Here is a 20,050-nt window from a genome sequence, read left to right as displayed (position 1 = left end):
TGTTAGTTAGTTTTATTTTATCGAAATTTCATCCACAAAAATCCAGCTTTTGCCATCCATGGGATAGCCAACATGCCATTCTGGGACTTTACCAAGTTTTTTTGCGATGACTTTTACGTATCTATAATTAGATTTCGGTATGTTCATTATAACCGTTTCAATGTCTATGTTATAATTTTTAGATTTGGTTTCTAAAGTTTTCTTTCCAATCGATTTAAAAGTTTTTCCATCTTTAGATACCAAATATTCCACCTCAGTAGGATGAAAAATCCAAGCGCCTTGATCTCTTAAAAAATTGGTTGAAACTGATGCAACAGGTTTTTCTGAGCCTAAATCTACAATGGCAACCAAGTCTGTATTCCAATAGCCTTGCCAGCTACCAGTTCTATAATTTTTGGTACTTCTTATACCATCTATTAATGCGTCGTTTCCACCTGCACTATATTGATTGGCAAATTCACTCTCTAACTTTATGCTAAGATTAGGATCTATTTTATAAAACGGAGTGGATAACAAAGGGCTTTTTAAGTCTCCTTTTTCAGAATAAAGTTTAACTTGAGTATCTTCAGTTATTGTAAATGGTTTTTCATATAATTTAAAATCTCCCTTATCTAAAGCATAGAAAATTTTGGCGTCTGTTTCAGAGGTATTTAAAACAACTTCAGTAGATCCTCTAAAGGTGATATCTCCTTTTTCAATATAAGGAGATGGTAAAATGATATGATCTGTAATTTCGGTTTTTGGTGCATTTCCATCTCTGCTTCCCCAAACCGTAGGATTATCAGTCATATTAAATTCTAAAGTACCTCCATTTATAATATCCTCATGTTTTAGATAAGTGATGTCTAAATCCTTACTATTTAACTTCACAGATTCTACGTAAATATTAGTGTCACTTAAGTTGTTGGCTTTAATTGTAAATTGTTTACCATTTTCGAGATTGATGGTCGTTTTATTAAAAAGCGGTGTTCCAATAATATATTCATTACTTCCAGGTGTCACTGAATAAAAGCCCATTGAACTCAAAACATACCAAGCACTCATTTGTCCACAATCTTCGTTGCCAGAAACTCCGTCTGGATCATTTTTATAGAGTTCAGTTAAAATCTGATATACTTTTTCTTGAGTCTTATGCGGCTTGTTAACAAAGTTGTACAGATAAGCCATATGATGACTAGGTTCATTACCGTGCGCATATTGGCCTATTAAACCCGTAATGTCTGATTGATCGCGGCCAGAAGTTTCAGTTTTTGCACTAAACAACTCATCGAGTTGAGCTTCTAACCTGTCTTTACCGCCAAGTAGGTCTATAAAACCTGAAACATCTTGTGGTACATAGAAACTGTATTGCCAAGAATTGGCTTCGGTATAATTAAAATTCACTTCGTAAGGATCAAATGGTGCAAACCACGTATTTCTAAATCGACCTCTCATAAAGCTAGATTCAGGATCAAATACATTTTTATAGTACTGCGCACGTTGTATGTAAGTTTTGTAATCTTCAGTTTTACCCATGTCTTTTGCCATTTGTGCAATGGTCCAATCATCATAGGCATATTCCAAAGTTTTAGAAACGGATTCACTCTCTTCATCTACAGGAATAAAGCCATATTTTTTATAAGCTTCCAGTCCAAATTTGTCTCTAGTTGCAGAATGTTTCATGGCTTTAAATGCCTTTTCTGTATCGTAACCTCTAATCCCTTTTAAATAGGCATCAGCTACAACAGGCACTGCGTGATACCCAATCATACAATCCGTATAGTTTCCTGCTAAATCCCACATTGGCATAATGCCACCTTCATCATATTTTGCTAAAAATGTATTTATAAAATCGTTTGTTTTTTCTTGTTCAATGATGGTATAGAGCGGATGTGCAGCTCTATACGTATCCCAAAGTGAAAAGACCGTGTAGTAATCGAAATCTGCATGATGAATTTGTAAGTCCATACCTCTGTAACGACCATCTACATCTTGATATCTGTTTGGAGCTAGCATGGTATGATATAAAGATGAGTAAAAATTCGTTTTTTTATCTAGGTCATCACTTTCAATAACTATTTTTTCAAGTTGTTGTTCCCAATAGTCTTGGGCTTCTTTTTTAACTGTTTCAAAGTCTTTATTCCCAATTTCAGCAGTCATATTTTCTTTTGCACCATTTATGTCAACAGCGGAAATCCCAGTTTTAACGTATACAGGTTCATTATTAGGGTTATCAAAAAGTAGAATTGCTTTTTTGCTTTCAAACTTATAGTTCTTAGAAATTGCTATGCCTTCTCCATCATCATAGACAATGTCTTTTATAGGATGCGAAAATTTAATATGATAAAATAAACGTTGATCTGCAGCCCAAGCTTCAGAATGTCTAAAGCCATTTATTTCATAATCATTTAATTTATTGATTTTATGATCTAACACCTTATCACGATGTTGTAAATCTAGAACTACATATTGATTTTCACTCGAAGGAAATCGATATTTATGAATTCCACTTCTTAAAGAAACGGTTAATTCAACGTCTATATTAGTTGAATCTAAATGAACTTTATAATATCCGGGTTCAGCAGTTTCGTTATCATGAGAAAAATGAGCGCGATACCCTTTTTTACCATTAGCGCCATTGTTAAAGTTTACCGTATTTGTTGGCATTAATAGCACATCTCCATAATCGCTAATACCTGTACCACTAAGATGTGTATGCGAGAAACCGTAGATATATTCGTCAGTGTAATGATAACCAGAACATCCGTCCCAGCCTTCTAAACGTGTATCAGGACTCAGCTGCATCATACCAAAAGGCATCGTTGCACCAGGATAGGTATGCCCATGACCGCCTGTACCAATAAAGGTGTTTACATAATTTATTAGAGGTTGATCTTTTTTAGATGCAGTAATGATAGGTGAATCTTGACAATTAAAAACTAATAGAAATAAAATTAAAACGGAGGTTAGTTTTACGTTCATTCAAAAAGATTGTTAAATTTAAAGCATCTAATATACTAAAATGCATTTCAAGAGATTAATTACATGTATCATTTTATCAATTCTAAGTTTTGACTGTAGCGAAAATATTAAGCAAATTAATCCTTCATTAATAATTCCAAAACCAGATTTTATAAATGAAAGCGATGCATTTTTTGTTTTAAACAGTAAAACAGGAATTACCTTTAGTAATGATTTTAAAGTAAGTGGTCAATTTTTAAAGAATTTTATAGAGGATGGAAGCCTTATAAAATTGAAAACTTCGAATGAAATTGAGTTTATAAAAACAGACTTAATTTCTAAAGAAGGGTATCATTTAGATATAAATGAAAAAACGATTAAAATAAAAGCGTCAACTGATCAAGGAGCTTTCTATGCAGTGCAATCCTTACGTCAATTGCTGCCATCCACTTTTGAGAATAATAGTTTTAATTCTGATGAAACTAGTATAAGAACAGTAAGTATCAAAGATCAACCTCAGTATAGATACAGAGGAATGCACTTAGATGTTGGTAGACATATGTTTTCCGTTGATTTTATAAAAAAGTATATCGATGCATTGGCTATGCTTAAGATGAATACCTTTCATTGGCATTTAACAGAAGATCAAGGTTGGCGTATAGAGATTAAAAAATATCCAAAATTGCAAGAAATAGGAGCTTATAGAGATGAAACTTTAGTAGGCCATTATAGCGACCAGCCACATCAATTTGACGGCAAAAAATATGGAGGTTTTTATACTCAAGAGCAAATTAAAGATATAGTGGCTTATGCAGCATCACGTTTTGTAACTGTGATTCCAGAGATTGAGTTACCTGGACATTCTCAGGCGGCAATTGCTGCATATCCAGAATTAGGTTGTTCTGGTAAGCAAGTTGAGGTCGCAAAAAAATGGGGAGTCTTTGAAGAGATTTATTGCACAAAAGACGAGACATTTGGTTTTCTTGAAGATGTCTTAGATGAGGTTTTAGAATTATTTCCAAGTAAATACATTCATATTGGAGGAGATGAAGCTCCAAAAATACGATGGAAAAATTGTAAGTCCTGTCAGCAAAGAATACAGGAAGAGGGTTTAAAAGATGAGCATGAGTTGCAAAGTTATTTCATTTCGAGAGTAGAAAAATATCTAAATGATAAAGGCAGACAGATTATTGGTTGGGATGAAATCTTAGAAGGTGGATTAGCACCAAACGCCACAGTAATGTCTTGGAGAGGGTTTGATGGAGCAATAGAAGCTGCAAAGCAAAAGCATAATGTTATTTTAACACCAGGTTCTCATTGTTACTTTGATCATTACCAATCTGAAAATGAAGATGAACCTTTGGCCATTGGTGGCTTTTTACCATTAGAGAAGGTATACGATTTTAATCCAATACCAGACGAATTAACTGAAGAGGAAGCGAAATATGTTCTCGGAGCCCAAGGTAATATATGGACAGAATATATGCCGAATTCTGATAAAGTAGAGTATATGATGTTTCCTAGGATTTTGGCTTTAAGTGAAGTCGTATGGTCAGATCCTGAAACAAGAAATTATATTGATTTTGTGTCTAGAGTTGAAAACTTTCATAAGCGATTAGAGGCGCTAGATATTAATTATGCAAATCATTTATTTGAAATTGAAGGAGAGTTAATTACTTCTGAAAACCAAGTTGCTTATAAAATGGAAACAGCTTCTGAAGGAAAAACGATTAGATATACTTTAGATGGCACTGTGCCAGACTCAGTATCACCAGTATATAATAATCCTATTGCTATTACAACAAGTGTGAATTTAAAAGCAGCTGTTTTTAATGCAGAAGAAAAATTAGGAACAACATTTTCTCAAGATATTAATTTACATAAAGCGGTTGGTGCTAAAATAACAATTGATAAAGAACCACATAAAGCCTACTCTGGTAGCGGAGCAGCAGGTTTAATAAATGGTATTAACGGAAGCGACTCTCGTTATGGAGATAAAGAATGGTTAGGATTTTGGGGAGAAGATATTTGGGTAGAAATTGAATTCGATAAGCCTACTGATGTAAACAATATTTCAACGCGGTTCTACAATGGAAATGGACAATGGATTTATGCTCCCAAAAGTATTACCGCAACTTATTACTATGGAGATAATGCTCCAACAGTATACAAGCAAGTTGAGCCAACAGGATTATTGGCAAATGTTAATTTGAATATAGGTATTGATGAAGAAATTAAGGATGTTACTAAAATTCTTATCAAAGTTGAAAACTATGGAACAATCCCAGAAGGCAAACAAGGATCTGGTAATAAGGCTTGGACGTTTATTGATGAGATAATAATTAACTGATTTGTCATTCCTGCGCAGGTAGGAATCCACTTTGAAATAATATGTATTAATTAAAGAGATTCCCGTTTTCACGAGAAATATTATGATTTTAGAAATCTGCGCAAATTCATACCAATCTGCAAAAAATGCCTGCAACGCAGGAGTACATCGTATAGAATTATGTCAAGAATTACCTGTTGGAGGCATTACGCCATCATATGGCTTATTAAAACAGGTGATTCAAAATTTAGATATTTCTGTTTTTGTTTTAATTAGACCTAGAGGTGGAAATTTTGTGTATTCAGAGGACGAGTTTGAAATCATGAAAAAAGATATTCAACTCTGTAAAGATTTAGGATGTGATGGTATTGTTTCAGGAATATTAAATGAAGATAATACTATTGATATTGATAGAACACAAGAGTTGGTAGAATTATCTAAACCATTACAATTTACATTCCATCGTGCGTTTGATGAGGTTATAAATCCAAAACAAGCATTAGAACAATTAGTAGATTTAGGAGTCGAACGTCTGTTAACTTCTGGACAAGAAATATCAGCGGAAAAAGGGATAAAACTATTACAAGAATTAGATGAAATTACAGATGGTAAAATTACAATTTTAGCAGGTGGAGGGATTTCAAGTGATAATGCACAGATCTTTAAACAGATTGGGTTAAAAGAAATTCATGCTTCAGCTTCAACTCATTTAGAAGGAGGTAATTCAGTATTCTCTATGCCTATAACCTATTCAGATTCTCAAAAAATAAAAGCCATTTTAGATGAGATATAGCGTGTTTCTTTTTATCCTTATATGCTTTAGTTGTCAACCAAAGCACGACGTTCCAGTAACTATAGAATTAGATAGTAATTGGCAATTTAAGAAAGTTAAAGATTCTTTATGGCAATCAGCAACAGTTCCAGGCAATGTGTTTTCCGATTTATTAGATCATCAATTAATTGAGGACCCATTTATTAGAGACAATGAAAAAGATGTGCAATGGGTTTCAGAAACCGATTGGGAGTACAAGACCACATTTACTATTGACAAAATAACACTCCGTAAGAAACATTTAGAAATCAATTTTGAAGGTTTAGATACTTATGCTTCCGTCTATTTAAATGATAGCATAATTTTAAAAGCAAATAATGCCTTTAGAGCATGGAATGTTGATGTAAAATCACTTTTGAAATCTACAAACCAATTACGAATAGTTTTTGAATCTACATCAAAATACGAGCAAACAGGAAAAGAAAAGTCGCCTTACGAATTACCAGAAGGAGAACGTATTTTTACCAGAAAAGCACAATTTCAATATGGTTGGGATTGGGGACCAAAGTTAAATGCGAGTGGGATTTGGAAGTCAATAAACCTTACAGCTAATAATGATTTAAGAGTAAAAGATGTTTATGTTCAACAGGTAAAACTAAATGACTCAATTGCAAAATTGAATTTACAATTAGATCTGGCTCATAATATAACAGATGGATATACTTTTGAAGTATTTGTGAATGATTCTTTAGTTGCAGAATCTGAGGGTGGATTTCAATATAGTCCTTATTCCATACCTTTTGAAATGAAAGGTCCAAAACGTTGGTGGCCACATAATTTGGGTGAACCATATCTCTATGATATAAAAGTTGTCGTTAAGGATGATGATAAAATTCTTGATAGTATTTCAGTTAAACATGGCTTAAGGACCATAGAGCTAGTTACAGAAAAAGACAGCATGGGAGAATCCTTTTATTTCAAAGTTAATGACGTGCCAGTTTATGCAAAAGGAGCAAATTATATTCCGCAAAATAGCTTTCAGAATAAAATAACAGATACAGACTATGACAAACTGTTAAATGACGTTGTGGATGCCAACATGAATATGCTCAGAGTTTGGGGAGGAGGTATTTATGAGAATGATATTTTCTATGATTTATGTGACGAAAAAGGCATTTTAGTTTGGCAAGATTTTATGTTTGCTTGCGCTATGTATCCCGGTGATAAAGCGTTTCTTGACAATGTTAAGGAAGAAGCTTCCGAACAAGTCGTAAAATTAAGAAACCATCCAAGTATTGCATTATGGTGTGGTAATAACGAAAACTCAGAAGGCTGGCATCGTTGGGGCTGGCAAGCTGGTAGAAACGAAGCAGAGAAAGCTGAGATTTGGAGCAATTACCTTAAAGTATTCGATTCTATTTTACCAATTACTGTTGCCCAATTAACAGATACAGATTATTGGGAGAGTTCGCCCAAATATGGAAGAGGAAATCCTAAATATAAAACAGAAGGTGATGCACACGATTGGTGGATTTGGCACGATGGCTATCCGTTTGAACATTTCGAAGAAAACATACCACGTTTTATGAGTGAGTTTGGCTTTCAGTCTTTTCCAAGTTATAAAACGATTAGATATATCAATCAAAGTGATTCGATTGAGATAACTTCTGAAGGTTTTAAAAACCATCAAAAACATTCTAGAGGGTTTCAAATTATTGAAGACTATATGAAGCGTGATTTTCCTGTGCCTCATAACCCTGAAGATTACGTTTATATGAGTCAACTGTTACAAGCTTATGGAATCACAAAAGGTATTGAAGCGCAAAGACGAGCTAAACCATACAATATGGGTACATTGTTTTGGCAACTCAACGATTGTTGGCCAGCAGTATCTTGGTCTAGTATTGACTATTTAGGAAATTGGAAAGCATTGCATTATAAAGCCAAACGTAGTTTTGATAATGTGTTAATTTCATCAAGTATTGAAAATGATATATTAAAAATATGGATCGCTAATGATACTTTACAAGAGCAAAAAGGAATCCTAAATATTACTTTTTTAAATTTTGAAGGTGACAAGCTATTTAGCCAAAATAAACCAGTTACTGTAGATTCTAATAGTAGTAATAAGTATCTAGAGATTAATTTAGGTACATTAAACATAGATAAGAGGGGGGTTGTTGTTAAAACTACATTTCAACATTATGAGATTTTACACTATTTAGTAAAACCTAAATTGTTACTCTTATCAAATCTAAAAATTGAACAAAAAATCACTAATACCGAAGATGGTTTTTATATAGAACTTGCTTCAAAAACTTTTCAAAAAGATGTATTCATATACACAAAAGAAAACGGATTTTTTGACGATAACTTTATAGATATGTTACCTAATAAAACATATGTTATTCATTTTAAAACGGAAGCAAAAGCTCTTGACGATTTGCAGCTAAAAAGCTTTAACAATTTCATAAGATAAGCCAAACGCCATATTAGTATCTTCGTGAATTAAATTTTATATATGATCCGTTGGATAATCTTTATTTTAATTGTTGTAGTTCTCGATTATTATGCTTTTCAGGCATTTAGAGCACTTGTTAAGGGTAATATTTGGTCTATTATTTACTGGTTATTTACCATTGGCGTTATTGGTAATTTTATTTTTCAAATTTTTTCTTTTGATCGATCTAATGGCATACCATTTAGATTTTCTTTAGCATTTACATTCATTGTTCTAATATACGTACCAAAAATTATCATCGGTTTAACTTTATTGGGTGAAGACATTTTTAGATTATTTTCTTTTTTAAATAGCAACTATATTAAGTCCTCTAATATTGAAAAAGTTGCTTTCTCAGGGAGAAGAAAATTTGTAAGTCAAATTGCATTAGGGCTAGCGGCTATTCCTTTTGCGTCTATTTTATATGGAATATATAGAGGAAAATATAATTTTAAAGTTCTGAATTATACACTACATTTTGAAGATTTGCCTGATGCATTTGATGGTTATAAGTTAACGCAAATTAGCGATGTACATTCAGGCAGTTTTGATAATATAGATAAAGTTGACTATGCTATTGACTTAATTAATCAGCAGCAATCAGATGTTATATTATTTACTGGAGACATGGTAAACAATAAGGCAACAGAAATGGTTCCTTATATTGATATATTTAAAAAACTAAAAGCAAAAGACGGTTTATATTCTGTCCTAGGAAATCATGATTATGGTGATTATATAAATTGGAATTCTGATGAAGATAAAAGGCAAAATTTAGAAGATTTAAAAACACTGCAGAAAGACATTGGATTCGATTTATTGCTAAATGAAAATAGATTTATCGAAAAAGAAGGGCAACGTATTGCGTTAGTTGGTGTTGAGAATTGGGGAAAAGGTGGTTTTAAAAAGGCAGGTGATTTAAAGAAAGCCTCGGCTTCTATAGATCAAGATGATTTTAAGATATTAATGAGTCATGATCCTAGTCATTGGGATGAAGAAGTGGTTAAAGATTCATATCATTATCACTTAACATTAAGTGGTCATACGCACGGCATGCAGTTCGGTATTGAGATACCAGGTTGGTTTAAGTGGAGTCCTGTAAAATGGCGTTATAAACATTGGGCTGGTATTTATGAAGAATTAGGTCAATACATTAATGTAAATAGAGGGTTTGGCTATTTGGCATTTCCAGGTCGTGTTGGGATTTGGCCAGAAATAACTGTGATAGAGCTTAAAAAGGGAAAAAAGGAAGCATAATTGCTAGCAATTGCTTATTTTTATGTAACTCATTACGAACGTACTATCTTTTACTGATTAAAATATATGTAGGTTTTTTAAATACGTTTGACTAAAACTATAAGGTATGTCAAAATTTGGAGAATTAATAGATGTCGATATTCCGGTACTATTAGATTTCTATACGGAAATGAATGATCTATCCGTTGCTATGCATCCTGTACTAAGAGATGTTGCTGCTGCTTTAGGCGATAAAGCTAAAGTTATAAAAATAGATGTCGATAAAAATAAAGATTTAGCTGAGGCTCTAAGAGTTAAAGGCTTACCAACGTTAATCATTTACAAAAATGGTGAAATGAAATGGCGTCAAAGTGGTGAACAAGATGCAAATACATTAATTGGTATTATACAAGAGTATATCTAAATTAATGCTTTAAACACATACCCTCTTCGAGTATAATGATCTAGAATTTTTGGTAGGGCATATTTTAAATTATGTGAAGCTTTTATACTATCATGAAAAACAATTATACTTCCTTCCTTTGCCGCAGATATAACATTATTTAAACAAGCTTTTTCACTAACTGTTTTATCCCAATCATAGGACAAAACATCCCAAAGAATAATTTTATAACCCATTTTTAAGAGTTGCTTGCTTTGTTTTGTTTTAAACTTACCATATGGTGGTCTAAAAAGATTTGAGGAGTTCGAAGTTATTAAATCTTGTGTCTTTTTAACATCTTTTACGTAAGCTTTAGTCTTATGTTTCCAGCCTTTTAAATGATTAAAAGTGTGATTCCCTATAGTGTGACCATCTTTAGTTATATTTTGAAATATCTCAGGGTATTTTTCTATATTATTTCCAATACAAAAGAATGTAGCTTTTGCATCATAATTTGATAAAAGTTGAAGTACCCAATCTGTGATCTCTGGAGTAGGTCCGTCGTCAAAAGTGAGGTAGAGTTCTTTATTTTGGGTATCAACATTCCAGACAAAATTTGGAAATAGTGTTTTTACAAATCCAGGTGTTTTTGCTGGTATAATCTGCATGATTTTCTATTCTTCTGGTGAAATAGAATTATTTATAGTATCATTTAAGATAGCATTAATATCTAAATCTTCTCTGGGAGCAGGTTCTTCTTCAGATGGTCCTAATAATTTATCTAGTAAGCCTAAATAACTATTAAACTTTTTAGTTTCTTCTAACGCAAAATCTTTATCATTATAGACTACTAAGATGTCGACTAAGGACCTGTATCTCTGAATATCTAAATAGATATCTTCTATTAATCGAATCTGATCTTCTTCATCTAAGCCGCTAAAATACATAAGATTTTCTTGATATTTTTTTGAAACATCCTTGTAAAGTGCTCTTCCTTTTTCCATATTACCTATCTGATAATACGCGCTAATATAAGGTTCTAGTAAGGAATAGAATCCAAATTTATCTACAGGCATTTTGTCCATGGCTATGTCAGCAATTTCCTCTGCCTTATCTAATTTATCTTCATTAATCAATGCTTCCATTAAACGCGCTAGATTTCCTCTGTAGGTTATGCCATTTCTTCTAGTTTCTATATCATGATAAATATTTTCTCCACTGCCTCCCCATTCCCATGTTTTTACCATGTCGTACATTAATTCCGGGTCAACACGTCCCATATCATAAGGATTAGCCCTATCTACAGCCGTCTTGATCGGAACAAGTTTATAACACATACCATCGAGTTGTAAGTAATCCTTAAGCCATACATAATCATCTGCGCCAAAAGCACCACCAGTAAAATAGATTGGTCGTTCCCAATTATTGTTTGCTATAATATCTAACATTAACAATCTATTCTTATAGATATAACTACCTTCAATATCCGCAAATAAATTAGCTTCAATTTTATCCGCGTCTTTTGCTTTTACGATACCATTTTTTAGAACAGTAGCCTTATCAACTGGCACTCTAATATGACGAGACGGAAAATAATTTGTATTTAATAGATGTCCTGGATATTGTCTAGGATCTTCGCCTTGTTTCTCGATGACATATTTAAATTTTGTACTAGGTTTATCACTAGAAACAAAATTCATAAATTCTTTAATATCTAAAGTGTCATTAGCAATTTGCTTGCTGATTTCTCTGTAGATTATAACATCTCTGGTTCCACCTCTATATTGTTTATGGGTAAGTTGAGAGGGTATAGGATCACTTTCATAAGCTTTACGCTTCATTTGGTCTATGTACCAATCTGTTTGAAATAGACTTGTATTTACAACACGAACATCGGTGCGAACACCTTCAATTTCTTGCAAATACCATAGTGGGAATGAATCGTTATCTCCAATAGTAAAAAGTATAGCATTCGGTGCGCAAGATTCTAAATATTTACGAGCCATTGCATTCGCCGTATGTTTCCCAGATCGGTCATGATCATCCCAATTATTCGCGGCTAAAACACCAGGTACAATAATTAAGCAAGCCAATGAAATTATTGGTGCTAAAAGTTTTGATTTTACATTGGCTTTTAAAAGATCATAAATGGCATAAACCCCAAAACCAATCCAAATGGCGAAAACATAAAATGAGCCAACAACAGAATAGTCTCTTTCACGAGGTTCAAAAGGTCTAACATTGGTGTAAAATTGTATAGCAATACCAGTTAATAAAAAGAAAACTAATAATACCCAAAAGCGTTTGGCATCAGTATACATTAAAAAGAAAAATCCAACGAGTCCTAGTAATAAGGGTAAGAAATAATAGGTGTTTCTTGCTTTGTTTTCAAGTACATCTGTCGTTAAATTGTCTTGAGATAAGCCTAAATGAATCGCATCGATTGGTTTAATACCAGAAATCCAATTACCATTAAAATCATCATATTTTCCTTGAATATCGTTTTGACGACCCGTAAAATTCCACATGAAATATCTCCAATACATATAGCCAAATTGATATTGAAACATATACGCAACATTATCACCAAAGGAAGGTTTTTCAATTTCCAAGTACTGTTGTCCATATCGTCTAAGGAATTGGTCATAATCTTCATAATCAACATCTCCATTTCTTATACGCATTCTAAAATCGTTGACTATTTTATCAAAGCGTCTTTTTTCTTGCAGAGCATATTGACCAGCTTCTTCTTCTGATAGTCCATAGTTAAGAGCTTCGTTGTAAGTTCGTGTTTGTAGGTTAGGATTGACTTTAAAATTAATTAAACCCGTGAACATCATATAATTATCTGCATGTTCACTACTCCACATTCTTGGTAAAGGAGCTGCATGCTCGTGGTTATAATTTTGTTTTGTGCCTTCCCAATCATTAATTATAACGTATTTACCCGTTTCTTCGTCACGTTCATAATTCTTTTTATCATCGACAAAAGGTTCGTCTTTATCCGCACCTGAGTAAATCTCTGTAAACTGTGGGCCGTAAAATAAATGTGTTTCGGGATATTGCTCTAAGTTGTAATATGCCAATAATTCTCGAGCATCAGAAGGATCATTTTCGTTAATTATTACATTCGCATTTGCACGAATAGGTAACATCATCCAAGATGAAAAGCCTATAAAAATAAAAAGTAAACAAAGCACTAAAGTATTAGCATGTAACATACCTTTTTTACGAGTAAAATTCAATCCAAAATAGAATAAAGCTATAACTATTAATGCTGTTATAATCGTACCAGAATTAAAAGGTAAACCTATAGAGTTTACAAAAAACACTTCGAGATTACCAAAAAGTTTTAAGGTAGACGGTAATAATAATTTGAATATAAATAATAAAATAGCTGCTGATGCAATATTGGCAATTATGAAACTTTTTACGGTGATTGTTTTGTAATTTTTAAAATAATAAATGAGTCCGATTGCAGGAATAGTTAATAGTCCCATGAAATGAACACCAAAGGATAAACCAATTACAAAAGCAATAAGTACGAGCCAACGATTACCTCTTGGCTTATGCATATCTTGTTCCCAGCGAAGCGCTAAGTAAAACATCACAGCCATAATAAGTGTTGCCATTGCATATACCTCTGTTTCAACAGCATTAAACCAAAAAGAATCAGTAAATGTAAATGCCAAACTACCAACAAAAGCACTTCCTAAAATAGCATATCCTTTAGAATCGTTAGAATCGTTAGAATCTTTATTGTACTTAACGAGTTTAGTTAATAATAAGCTGATCGTCCAAAACATAAAAAGAATTGTAAAAGCACTGGCCACTCCACTCATCATATTCATTATCATACCAATCTGAGAAGGTTCTAAGGCAAACATTGAAAAGAATGCTCCCATCATCTGAAACAATGGTGCTCCCGGAGGATGTCCTACTTGCAACTTTGATGATGTTAAAATATACTCACCAGCATCCCAAAAACTCACCGTAGGCTCAATAGTTAGAGCATAAACTGCAAATGCTATTACAAATACTGACCATGCTAATATATTATTCCACTTTTTAAAGTTAAAATCTGTCATAAAACTGCGCTTAATAGTGCTGGCGAATTTACTAATTATTATAGTAACGCCTACATTTTTAAGTTAACGTTAAGTATTTTCAATTATTTTCTTAATTTTTTTTGTCCAAGTGAAACTTTGTTTTAAATTTGCATCCTCTTTTGAGAGATTGGCCCATGGTGTAACTGGCTAACACATCGGTTTTTGGTACCGAAGAGTCTAGGTTCGAAACCTAGTGGGCCAACAAAAAATCCTAATCATACGATTAGGATTTTTTATTTATAGTTAATTGGACTTGATTAAATCTTAAATGTTATTACGGGTCGTTTAGCGTGATTAACTAAATCCTCACTTATGCTGGTGTTAAAAAAGTGAGCAATCCCTTGTCTTCCATGAGTACTAATGCCAATAAGTTCTGCATCAATCTCTTTGGAAAAATTAAGAATTCCTTGCTCTACGGTTGTATCATTATGTATGTTTATAGTATAATTTTTAAAATTTTGACCTGAAATAAAATCATTAATACGATTTTTAGAATCATAGGTAGTAATAAAATTATTAGCAGTATTAACCATAAGAAGGTGAATTTTTGCATCTAATAAAATGGCAAACTCTACAGCTTGTTCATAGGTTTTTTTGTTATCGTTTTTAAAGTCAGATGCAAAAACAAAATTTCTAATTCTAAAACTACTGTGCTGGTTTTTTATAACTAAAACAGGCACATCAGATGAGCGTACTACCTTTTCTGCGTTAGATCCTATAAACATTTCCTTTAGCCCAGATGCACCATGAGAACCCATTACTATTAAATCTATATTGAGTTCTTTGCAAGAATCTTTAATTTCATTAAATGTAATGTCAGCTTTAACAGTTTCATGCACCGTAATTCCCTCTAAAAAATCGCTATCCATTAAATCTTCAAACTTTTTATGGGCTAACTTCATAAAAAATAGAGTTTCAGGAATATCACTTCTAACCGCACCAGGATCTATTTGTTGCATAGGTATTTCCATCATATGTAATAAATAAATTTCAGCATCTTGCTTTTTTGCTAACATTGCTGCTACTTTTAAAGCATTTTCGGCTTGTTCTGAGAAATCCGTCGGAACCAGTATCCTTTTCATAATAGTATTGATTAGTTAGTCTCATAAATTTAAGAAAATAATTCCATTCAATCAAGCTTTGAAAAATCAATATAAATGTTGTATATTTGCATCGTTATTTACGGAAATGAATACGCGAGAGGACGAAAAGTCCTCTCTTTTTATATTTAGAAATGTTCAAAAAAATAGTAGAAGATTTACTGAAAAATGCGTTGGAAGAACGTCAAGATTTATTTTTGATAGATTTTAGTGTTTCGAGCGATAATGCCATCAAGGTTGTAATAGACGGTGATAATGGCGTGTTGGTTGAAGATTGTATGTACATTAGCAGAGGAATTGAACATAACATAGATAGAGATGAACACGATTTTTCTCTAGAGGTATTATCATCTGGTGCGTCAACACCATTAGTTTTACCTAGACAATATAAAAAGCATGTTGGGAGATATCTGGAGATTAATACCAATGACGGGGAAAAGATAGAAGGTCAATTGACAGAGGTAAATGAAGAAGGACTCGTTTTAAAGTGGAAAGCCAGAGAACCAAAGCCAGTAGGTAAAGGTAAAGTGACAGTAAAAAAAGAGGCAAATGTTGCCTTTAAAAATATTAAAGAAGCAAAAGTTAAAATAAAATTTTAATTCATATCAATTATGGAGAATGTAGCGTTAATTGAATCATTTTCAGAATTTAAGGACGATAAATTAATAGACAGAGTTACGCTGATGGCGATTCTTGAAGATGTGTTGCGTAATGCATTAAAGAAAAAATATGGTGATGATGATAACTTTGATATCATTATAAACCCAGATAAAGGTGATTTAGAAATATGGAGAAACCGTATTGTTGTGGCTAATGGTGAAGTGGAAGAACCAAATCAGGAAATTGAATTATCAGAAGCTCAAAAAATAGAACCAGATTTTGAAGTTGGTGAAGATGTTGCAGAAGAAGTTAAACTTATTGATTTAGGTAGACGTTCTATTTTAGCATTAAGGCAAAACTTAATTTCTAAAATTCATGAGCATGATAACACTAATATTTATAAGCACTTTAAAGAATTAGAAGGGGAGATCTATACAGCAGAGGTTCATCATATACGTCATAGAGCTATTATTTTATTAGACGATGATGGTAATGAAATTATATTGCCTAAAGACAGACAAATTCCTTCAGATTTCTTTAGAAAAGGAGAAAATGTTAGAGGAATTATTGAAAGTGTAGAACTAAAAGGAAGTAAACCAGCAATTATAATGTCTAGAACATCACCAGTGTTTTTAGAGAAATTATTTGAGCAAGAAATTCCTGAAGTTTTTGACGGTTTAATTTCGGTTAAAAAGGTAGTTCGTATACCAGGTGAAAAAGCAAAGGTAGCAGTAGATTCTTATGATGACAGAATCGACCCAGTTGGAGCTTGTGTAGGTATGAAAGGTTCTAGAATCCATGGAATTGTACGCGAATTGGGTAACGAAAATATTGATGTGATAAATTATACAAATAACGTTCAGCTATTTGTAACAAGAGCTTTAAGCCCTGCACGTGTAACATCACTAAAGTTAGATGAAGAAAATATGCGTGCTGAGGTATTATTAAAACCAGAAGAGGTTTCAAAAGCAATTGGTCGTGGTGGGCATAATATACGCTTAGCAGGTCAATTAACCGGTTATGAAATTGATGTATTTAGAGAAGGAGCAGAAGAGGATGTTGAATTAAAAGAATTCTCTGATGAAATTGATTCTTGGATTATTGATGAATTTAGTAAAGCTGGTTTGGATACTGCAAAAAGTATCTTGGAGCAAGACATTGATGATTTGGTAAAACGTACAGATTTAGAAGAAGAAACTATATTAGAAGTTGTTAGAATTCTTAAAGAAGAGTTTGAAGACTAGTAGTAATTTAACTTTAACACCAATGAAGTTGAATTGATAAAACAGATTTAAGTATATTACAGGCAATTTATGGCTCAAATTAGAATTAATAAAGTATTACGAGAACTGAATATCTCTTTAGATCGTGCTGTGGATTTTTTAGAATCCAAAGGTATCGAAATAGAGAAAAGTCCTAATACAAAGATTTCGCAAGAGGTTTATGATACGCTATCTGATGAATTTCAGACGGATGCAACTAAGCGTGAAAAAGCTCAAGAAGTTAGTGAAGCAAAATTCAAAGAAAAAGAAGCGCTTCGCGAAAAACGAGAACGCGAAATTGAAGAGAAAGAAAAGAGAGATGCGGAAAGGGAAGCTGAGAAACAAGCTGTAGTTAAAGCAAAAGCGGAGCTAAGTGGGCCTAAAAAGGTTGGTAAAATAGACTTAAATAAGGATAAGCCAAAAGCTGTAGAGGAAGAAAAAGAAGCGCCAAAAGAAAAGCCAAAAACTGAAGAGGTTAAAAGTAAAAAAGAACCTGAAGCTAAGAAGGAAAAACCTGTAATTAAAGAAGAGCCTAAAGTTGCACAACAAAAACAAGAGGACAAGGTTGAGACTAGAAAAGAAAAATTAGCCAAGGAAGGTGAAGATGGTGAGCCAGCCGAGGAAACTCTTAAAACACAATACAAAAAACTGTCAGGCCCAAAACCTGTTGGTAAAAAGATAGATCTTTCGCAGTTTAAAAAGCCAAAAAAGAAGAAAGACGAGAAAAAGCCAGCAGCTTCTGCAGATAATAAAAAGAAAAGAAGACGTATAAGTAAAGGTGGCAACAATGCAGGCGGCAAACCTAATTTTGATAACAGACGCGGTGGAAATAAAGGAAGAGGAGGTAACACGAGGCCTAAAACAGTTAAAGAAGAGCCAAGTGAAGCAGACGTTCAAAAGCAAATACGTGAAACTTTAGAGAAACTTCAAGGAAAGTCTAATAAAGGTAAAGGAGCAAAATACCGTAGAGAAAAAAGAGATCAACATCGCGAGCAATCAGCAATAGATCAAGAAATTGCAGCAGCAGAAAGTAAAACAATAAAGGTAACTGAGTTTGTAACTGTTAGCGAAATTGCTACTATGATGGAGGTTGGTGTAACGGAAGTTATATCGGCATGTATGTCTTTAGGGATGATGGTAACTATGAACCAAAGACTCGATGCAGAAACGCTAACTATTGTTGCAGAGGAATTTGGTTATGGAGTAGAATTTGTGACTTCAGATTTAGAAGAATCAATAGAAGAAGTAGAAGATGATCCAAAAGATTTAAAACCTCGTGCACCTATAGTAACGGTTATGGGTCACGTTGATCATGGTAAAACATCTTTGCTTGATTATATCAGGGAAGAAAATGTTATTGCCGGAGAATCGGGTGGTATTACACAGCATATTGGTGCATACGGTGTTGAGCTCGAAAATGGTCAAGAAATAGCGTTTTTAGATACACCAGGTCACGAAGCTTTTACGGCGATGCGTGCTCGTGGTGCTCAAGTTACAGATATTGCAATAATTGTTGTAGCTGCTGATGATGCTATAATGCCACAAACTAAAGAGGCTATTTCACATGCCCAAGCAGCAGGTGTTCCAATTGTATTTGCAATAAATAAAATTGATAAACCAGATGCTAATCCAGAAAAAGTAAAAGAAGGTTTAGCTGCAATGAATCTTCTAGTCGAAGATTGGGGTGGGAAAATTCAATCTCATGATATTTCAGCAAAAATGGGTACTGGTGTAAAAGAGCTTTTAGAAAAAGTCCTATTAGAAGCTGAATTGTTAGAACTAAAAGCAAACCCTAATAAAGCGGCTAACGGAACGGTAGTAGAAGCATATTTAGATAAAGGAAGAGGTTATGTGTCAACAATCCTTGTACAAGCAGGTACTTTAAGAATTGGTGATTATGTTTTAGCTGGGAAAAATAGTGGTAAAGTTAAAGCAATGCAAGATGAACGAGGAAATGATATTGCTGAAGCTGGTCCTGCTACCCCAGTTTCGATTCTTGGTTTAGATGGAGCACCTCAAGCAGGTGATAAATTTAATGTCTTCCAAGATGAACGAGAAGCTAAACAAATTGCCACAAAGCGTACACAATTACAGCGTGAACAGTCTGTTAGAACACAACGTCATATTACGCTTGATGAAATTGGAAGACGTATTGCACTTGGTGATTTCCAAGAGTTAAATATTATTCTTAAAGGTGATGTTGACGGATCTGTTGAAGCATTAACGGATTCATTCCAAAAGTTATCTACAGAGGAGATACAAGTAAATATTATACATAAAGGTGTAGGCGCTATTACAGAAAGTGATGTACTATTAGCAACCGCTTCTGACGCTATTATTGTTGGATTTAATGTAAGACCAGTTGGTAATGCAAGAATGATTGCAGATAAGGAAGAAATTGATATTAGAACTTATTCTATTATATATGCAGCTATTAACGATCTCAAAGATGCGATGGAAGGTATGTTATCTCCAGAAGTTAAAGAGGAGGTTACTGGTACAGCAGAAATTAGAGAGATATTTAAAGTTTCCAAAATCGGAAATATTGCTGGTTGTATGGTGATGAATGGTAAAATCTTCAGAAAATCTGGTATAAGAATTATTAGAGATGGAGTAGTCGTTCATACAGGAGAATTAGACGCTTTAAAACGCTTTAAAGATGATGTTAAGGAAGTTGGTAAAGGATACGATTGTGGTATGCAAATTAAAGGCTTCAATGACATTGTTATAGGAGATGTAATAGAGGCTTTCCAAGAAGTGGAAGTGAAGAAAAAACTTAAGTAATTAAAAATTTATTTAAAAAAAAGCGACCATTGGTCG

General features: G+C 33.2%; 12 protein-coding genes and 1 tRNA gene. 9 read left to right on the top strand and 4 right to left on the bottom strand.

The window, feature by feature from the left end; genetic code table 11:
• Positions 1-12: 12 nt before the first annotated feature.
• Positions 13-2,961: a GH92 family glycosyl hydrolase gene (locus ACFWU4_RS00275; RefSeq protein ID WP_411123712.1), complete on the bottom strand. Its 2,949-nt coding sequence runs from the start codon at positions 2,959-2,961 to the stop codon at positions 13-15.
• Between the two features lie 40 nt (positions 2,962-3,001).
• On the opposite strand from ACFWU4_RS00275, the gene ACFWU4_RS00270 reads away from it, so the two are divergent.
• From ACFWU4_RS00270 to ACFWU4_RS00250, 5 genes are all read left to right on the top strand, one after another.
• The gene (locus ACFWU4_RS00270; RefSeq protein ID WP_411123710.1) at positions 3,002-5,290 is read left to right on the top strand and encodes a beta-N-acetylhexosaminidase; all 2,289 of its coding nucleotides are present in this window, start codon (positions 3,002-3,004) and stop codon (positions 5,288-5,290) included.
• 82 nt (positions 5,291-5,372) lie between these two features.
• The gene (locus ACFWU4_RS00265) at positions 5,373-6,062 is read left to right on the top strand and encodes a copper homeostasis protein CutC (RefSeq protein WP_411123708.1); all 690 of its coding nucleotides are present in this window, start codon (positions 5,373-5,375) and stop codon (positions 6,060-6,062) included.
• On the top strand, positions 6,052-8,520 hold the full coding sequence (locus ACFWU4_RS00260; protein ID WP_411123706.1) for a beta-mannosidase: 2,469 nt from the start codon (positions 6,052-6,054) through the stop codon (positions 8,518-8,520). Before ACFWU4_RS00265 ends, ACFWU4_RS00260 begins: the two co-directional genes overlap by 11 nt.
• 42 nt (positions 8,521-8,562) lie before the next feature.
• Positions 8,563-9,798, top strand: a complete 1,236-nt coding sequence (locus ACFWU4_RS00255; protein ID WP_411123704.1) for a metallophosphoesterase — start codon at positions 8,563-8,565, stop codon at positions 9,796-9,798.
• 106 nt (positions 9,799-9,904) lie between these two features.
• A complete protein-coding gene (locus ACFWU4_RS00250) occupies positions 9,905-10,201 on the top strand; it encodes a thioredoxin family protein (RefSeq protein WP_411123702.1) in 297 nt (98 codons plus the stop codon).
• Here the strand turns inward: ACFWU4_RS00250 and ACFWU4_RS00245 are convergent.
• Positions 10,198-10,827 carry a polysaccharide deacetylase family protein gene (locus ACFWU4_RS00245; protein ID WP_411123700.1) on the bottom strand — a complete coding sequence of 210 codons (630 nt, stop codon included), beginning with the start codon at positions 10,825-10,827 and terminating at the stop codon, positions 10,198-10,200. The genes ACFWU4_RS00250 and ACFWU4_RS00245 overlap by 4 nt on opposite strands.
• 6 nt (positions 10,828-10,833) lie before the next feature.
• On the bottom strand, positions 10,834-14,247 hold the full coding sequence (locus ACFWU4_RS00240) for a DUF2723 domain-containing protein (RefSeq protein ID WP_411123699.1): 3,414 nt from the start codon (positions 14,245-14,247) through the stop codon (positions 10,834-10,836).
• A 149-nt stretch (positions 14,248-14,396) separates the two neighbouring features.
• On the opposite strand from ACFWU4_RS00240, the gene ACFWU4_RS00235 reads away from it, so the two are divergent.
• Positions 14,397-14,470: transfer RNA gene (locus ACFWU4_RS00235), tRNA-Gln, on the top strand.
• A gap of 55 nt (positions 14,471-14,525) precedes the next feature.
• Here the strand turns inward: ACFWU4_RS00235 and ACFWU4_RS00230 are convergent.
• Positions 14,526-15,350, bottom strand: coding sequence for a universal stress protein (locus ACFWU4_RS00230; RefSeq protein WP_411123697.1), 825 nt, complete (start codon positions 15,348-15,350; stop codon positions 14,526-14,528).
• A 152-nt stretch (positions 15,351-15,502) separates the two neighbouring features.
• Between ACFWU4_RS00230 and rimP the strand changes: the two genes are divergently transcribed.
• From rimP to infB, 3 genes are all read left to right on the top strand, one after another.
• Positions 15,503-15,967: a ribosome assembly cofactor RimP gene (gene rimP, locus ACFWU4_RS00225; protein WP_411123695.1), complete on the top strand. Its 465-nt coding sequence runs from the start codon at positions 15,503-15,505 to the stop codon at positions 15,965-15,967.
• 12 nt (positions 15,968-15,979) lie between these two features.
• The gene (nusA, locus tag ACFWU4_RS00220; protein WP_411123693.1) at positions 15,980-17,212 is read left to right on the top strand and encodes a transcription termination factor NusA; all 1,233 of its coding nucleotides are present in this window, start codon (positions 15,980-15,982) and stop codon (positions 17,210-17,212) included.
• Positions 17,213-17,281: 69 nt separating this feature from the next.
• Entirely contained in the window at positions 17,282-20,014 is a 2,733-nt protein-coding gene (infB, locus tag ACFWU4_RS00215) for a translation initiation factor IF-2 (RefSeq protein ID WP_411123691.1), read from the top strand.
• Positions 20,015-20,050: the final 36 nt, after the last annotated feature.

Source organism: Winogradskyella sp. PE311 (assembly GCF_046545555.1).
Lineage (GTDB): Bacteria > Bacteroidota > Bacteroidia > Flavobacteriales > Flavobacteriaceae > Winogradskyella.
The sequence above is the reverse complement of the archived record's forward strand: the minus strand, read 5'-3'. Positions and strand labels throughout refer to the sequence as shown.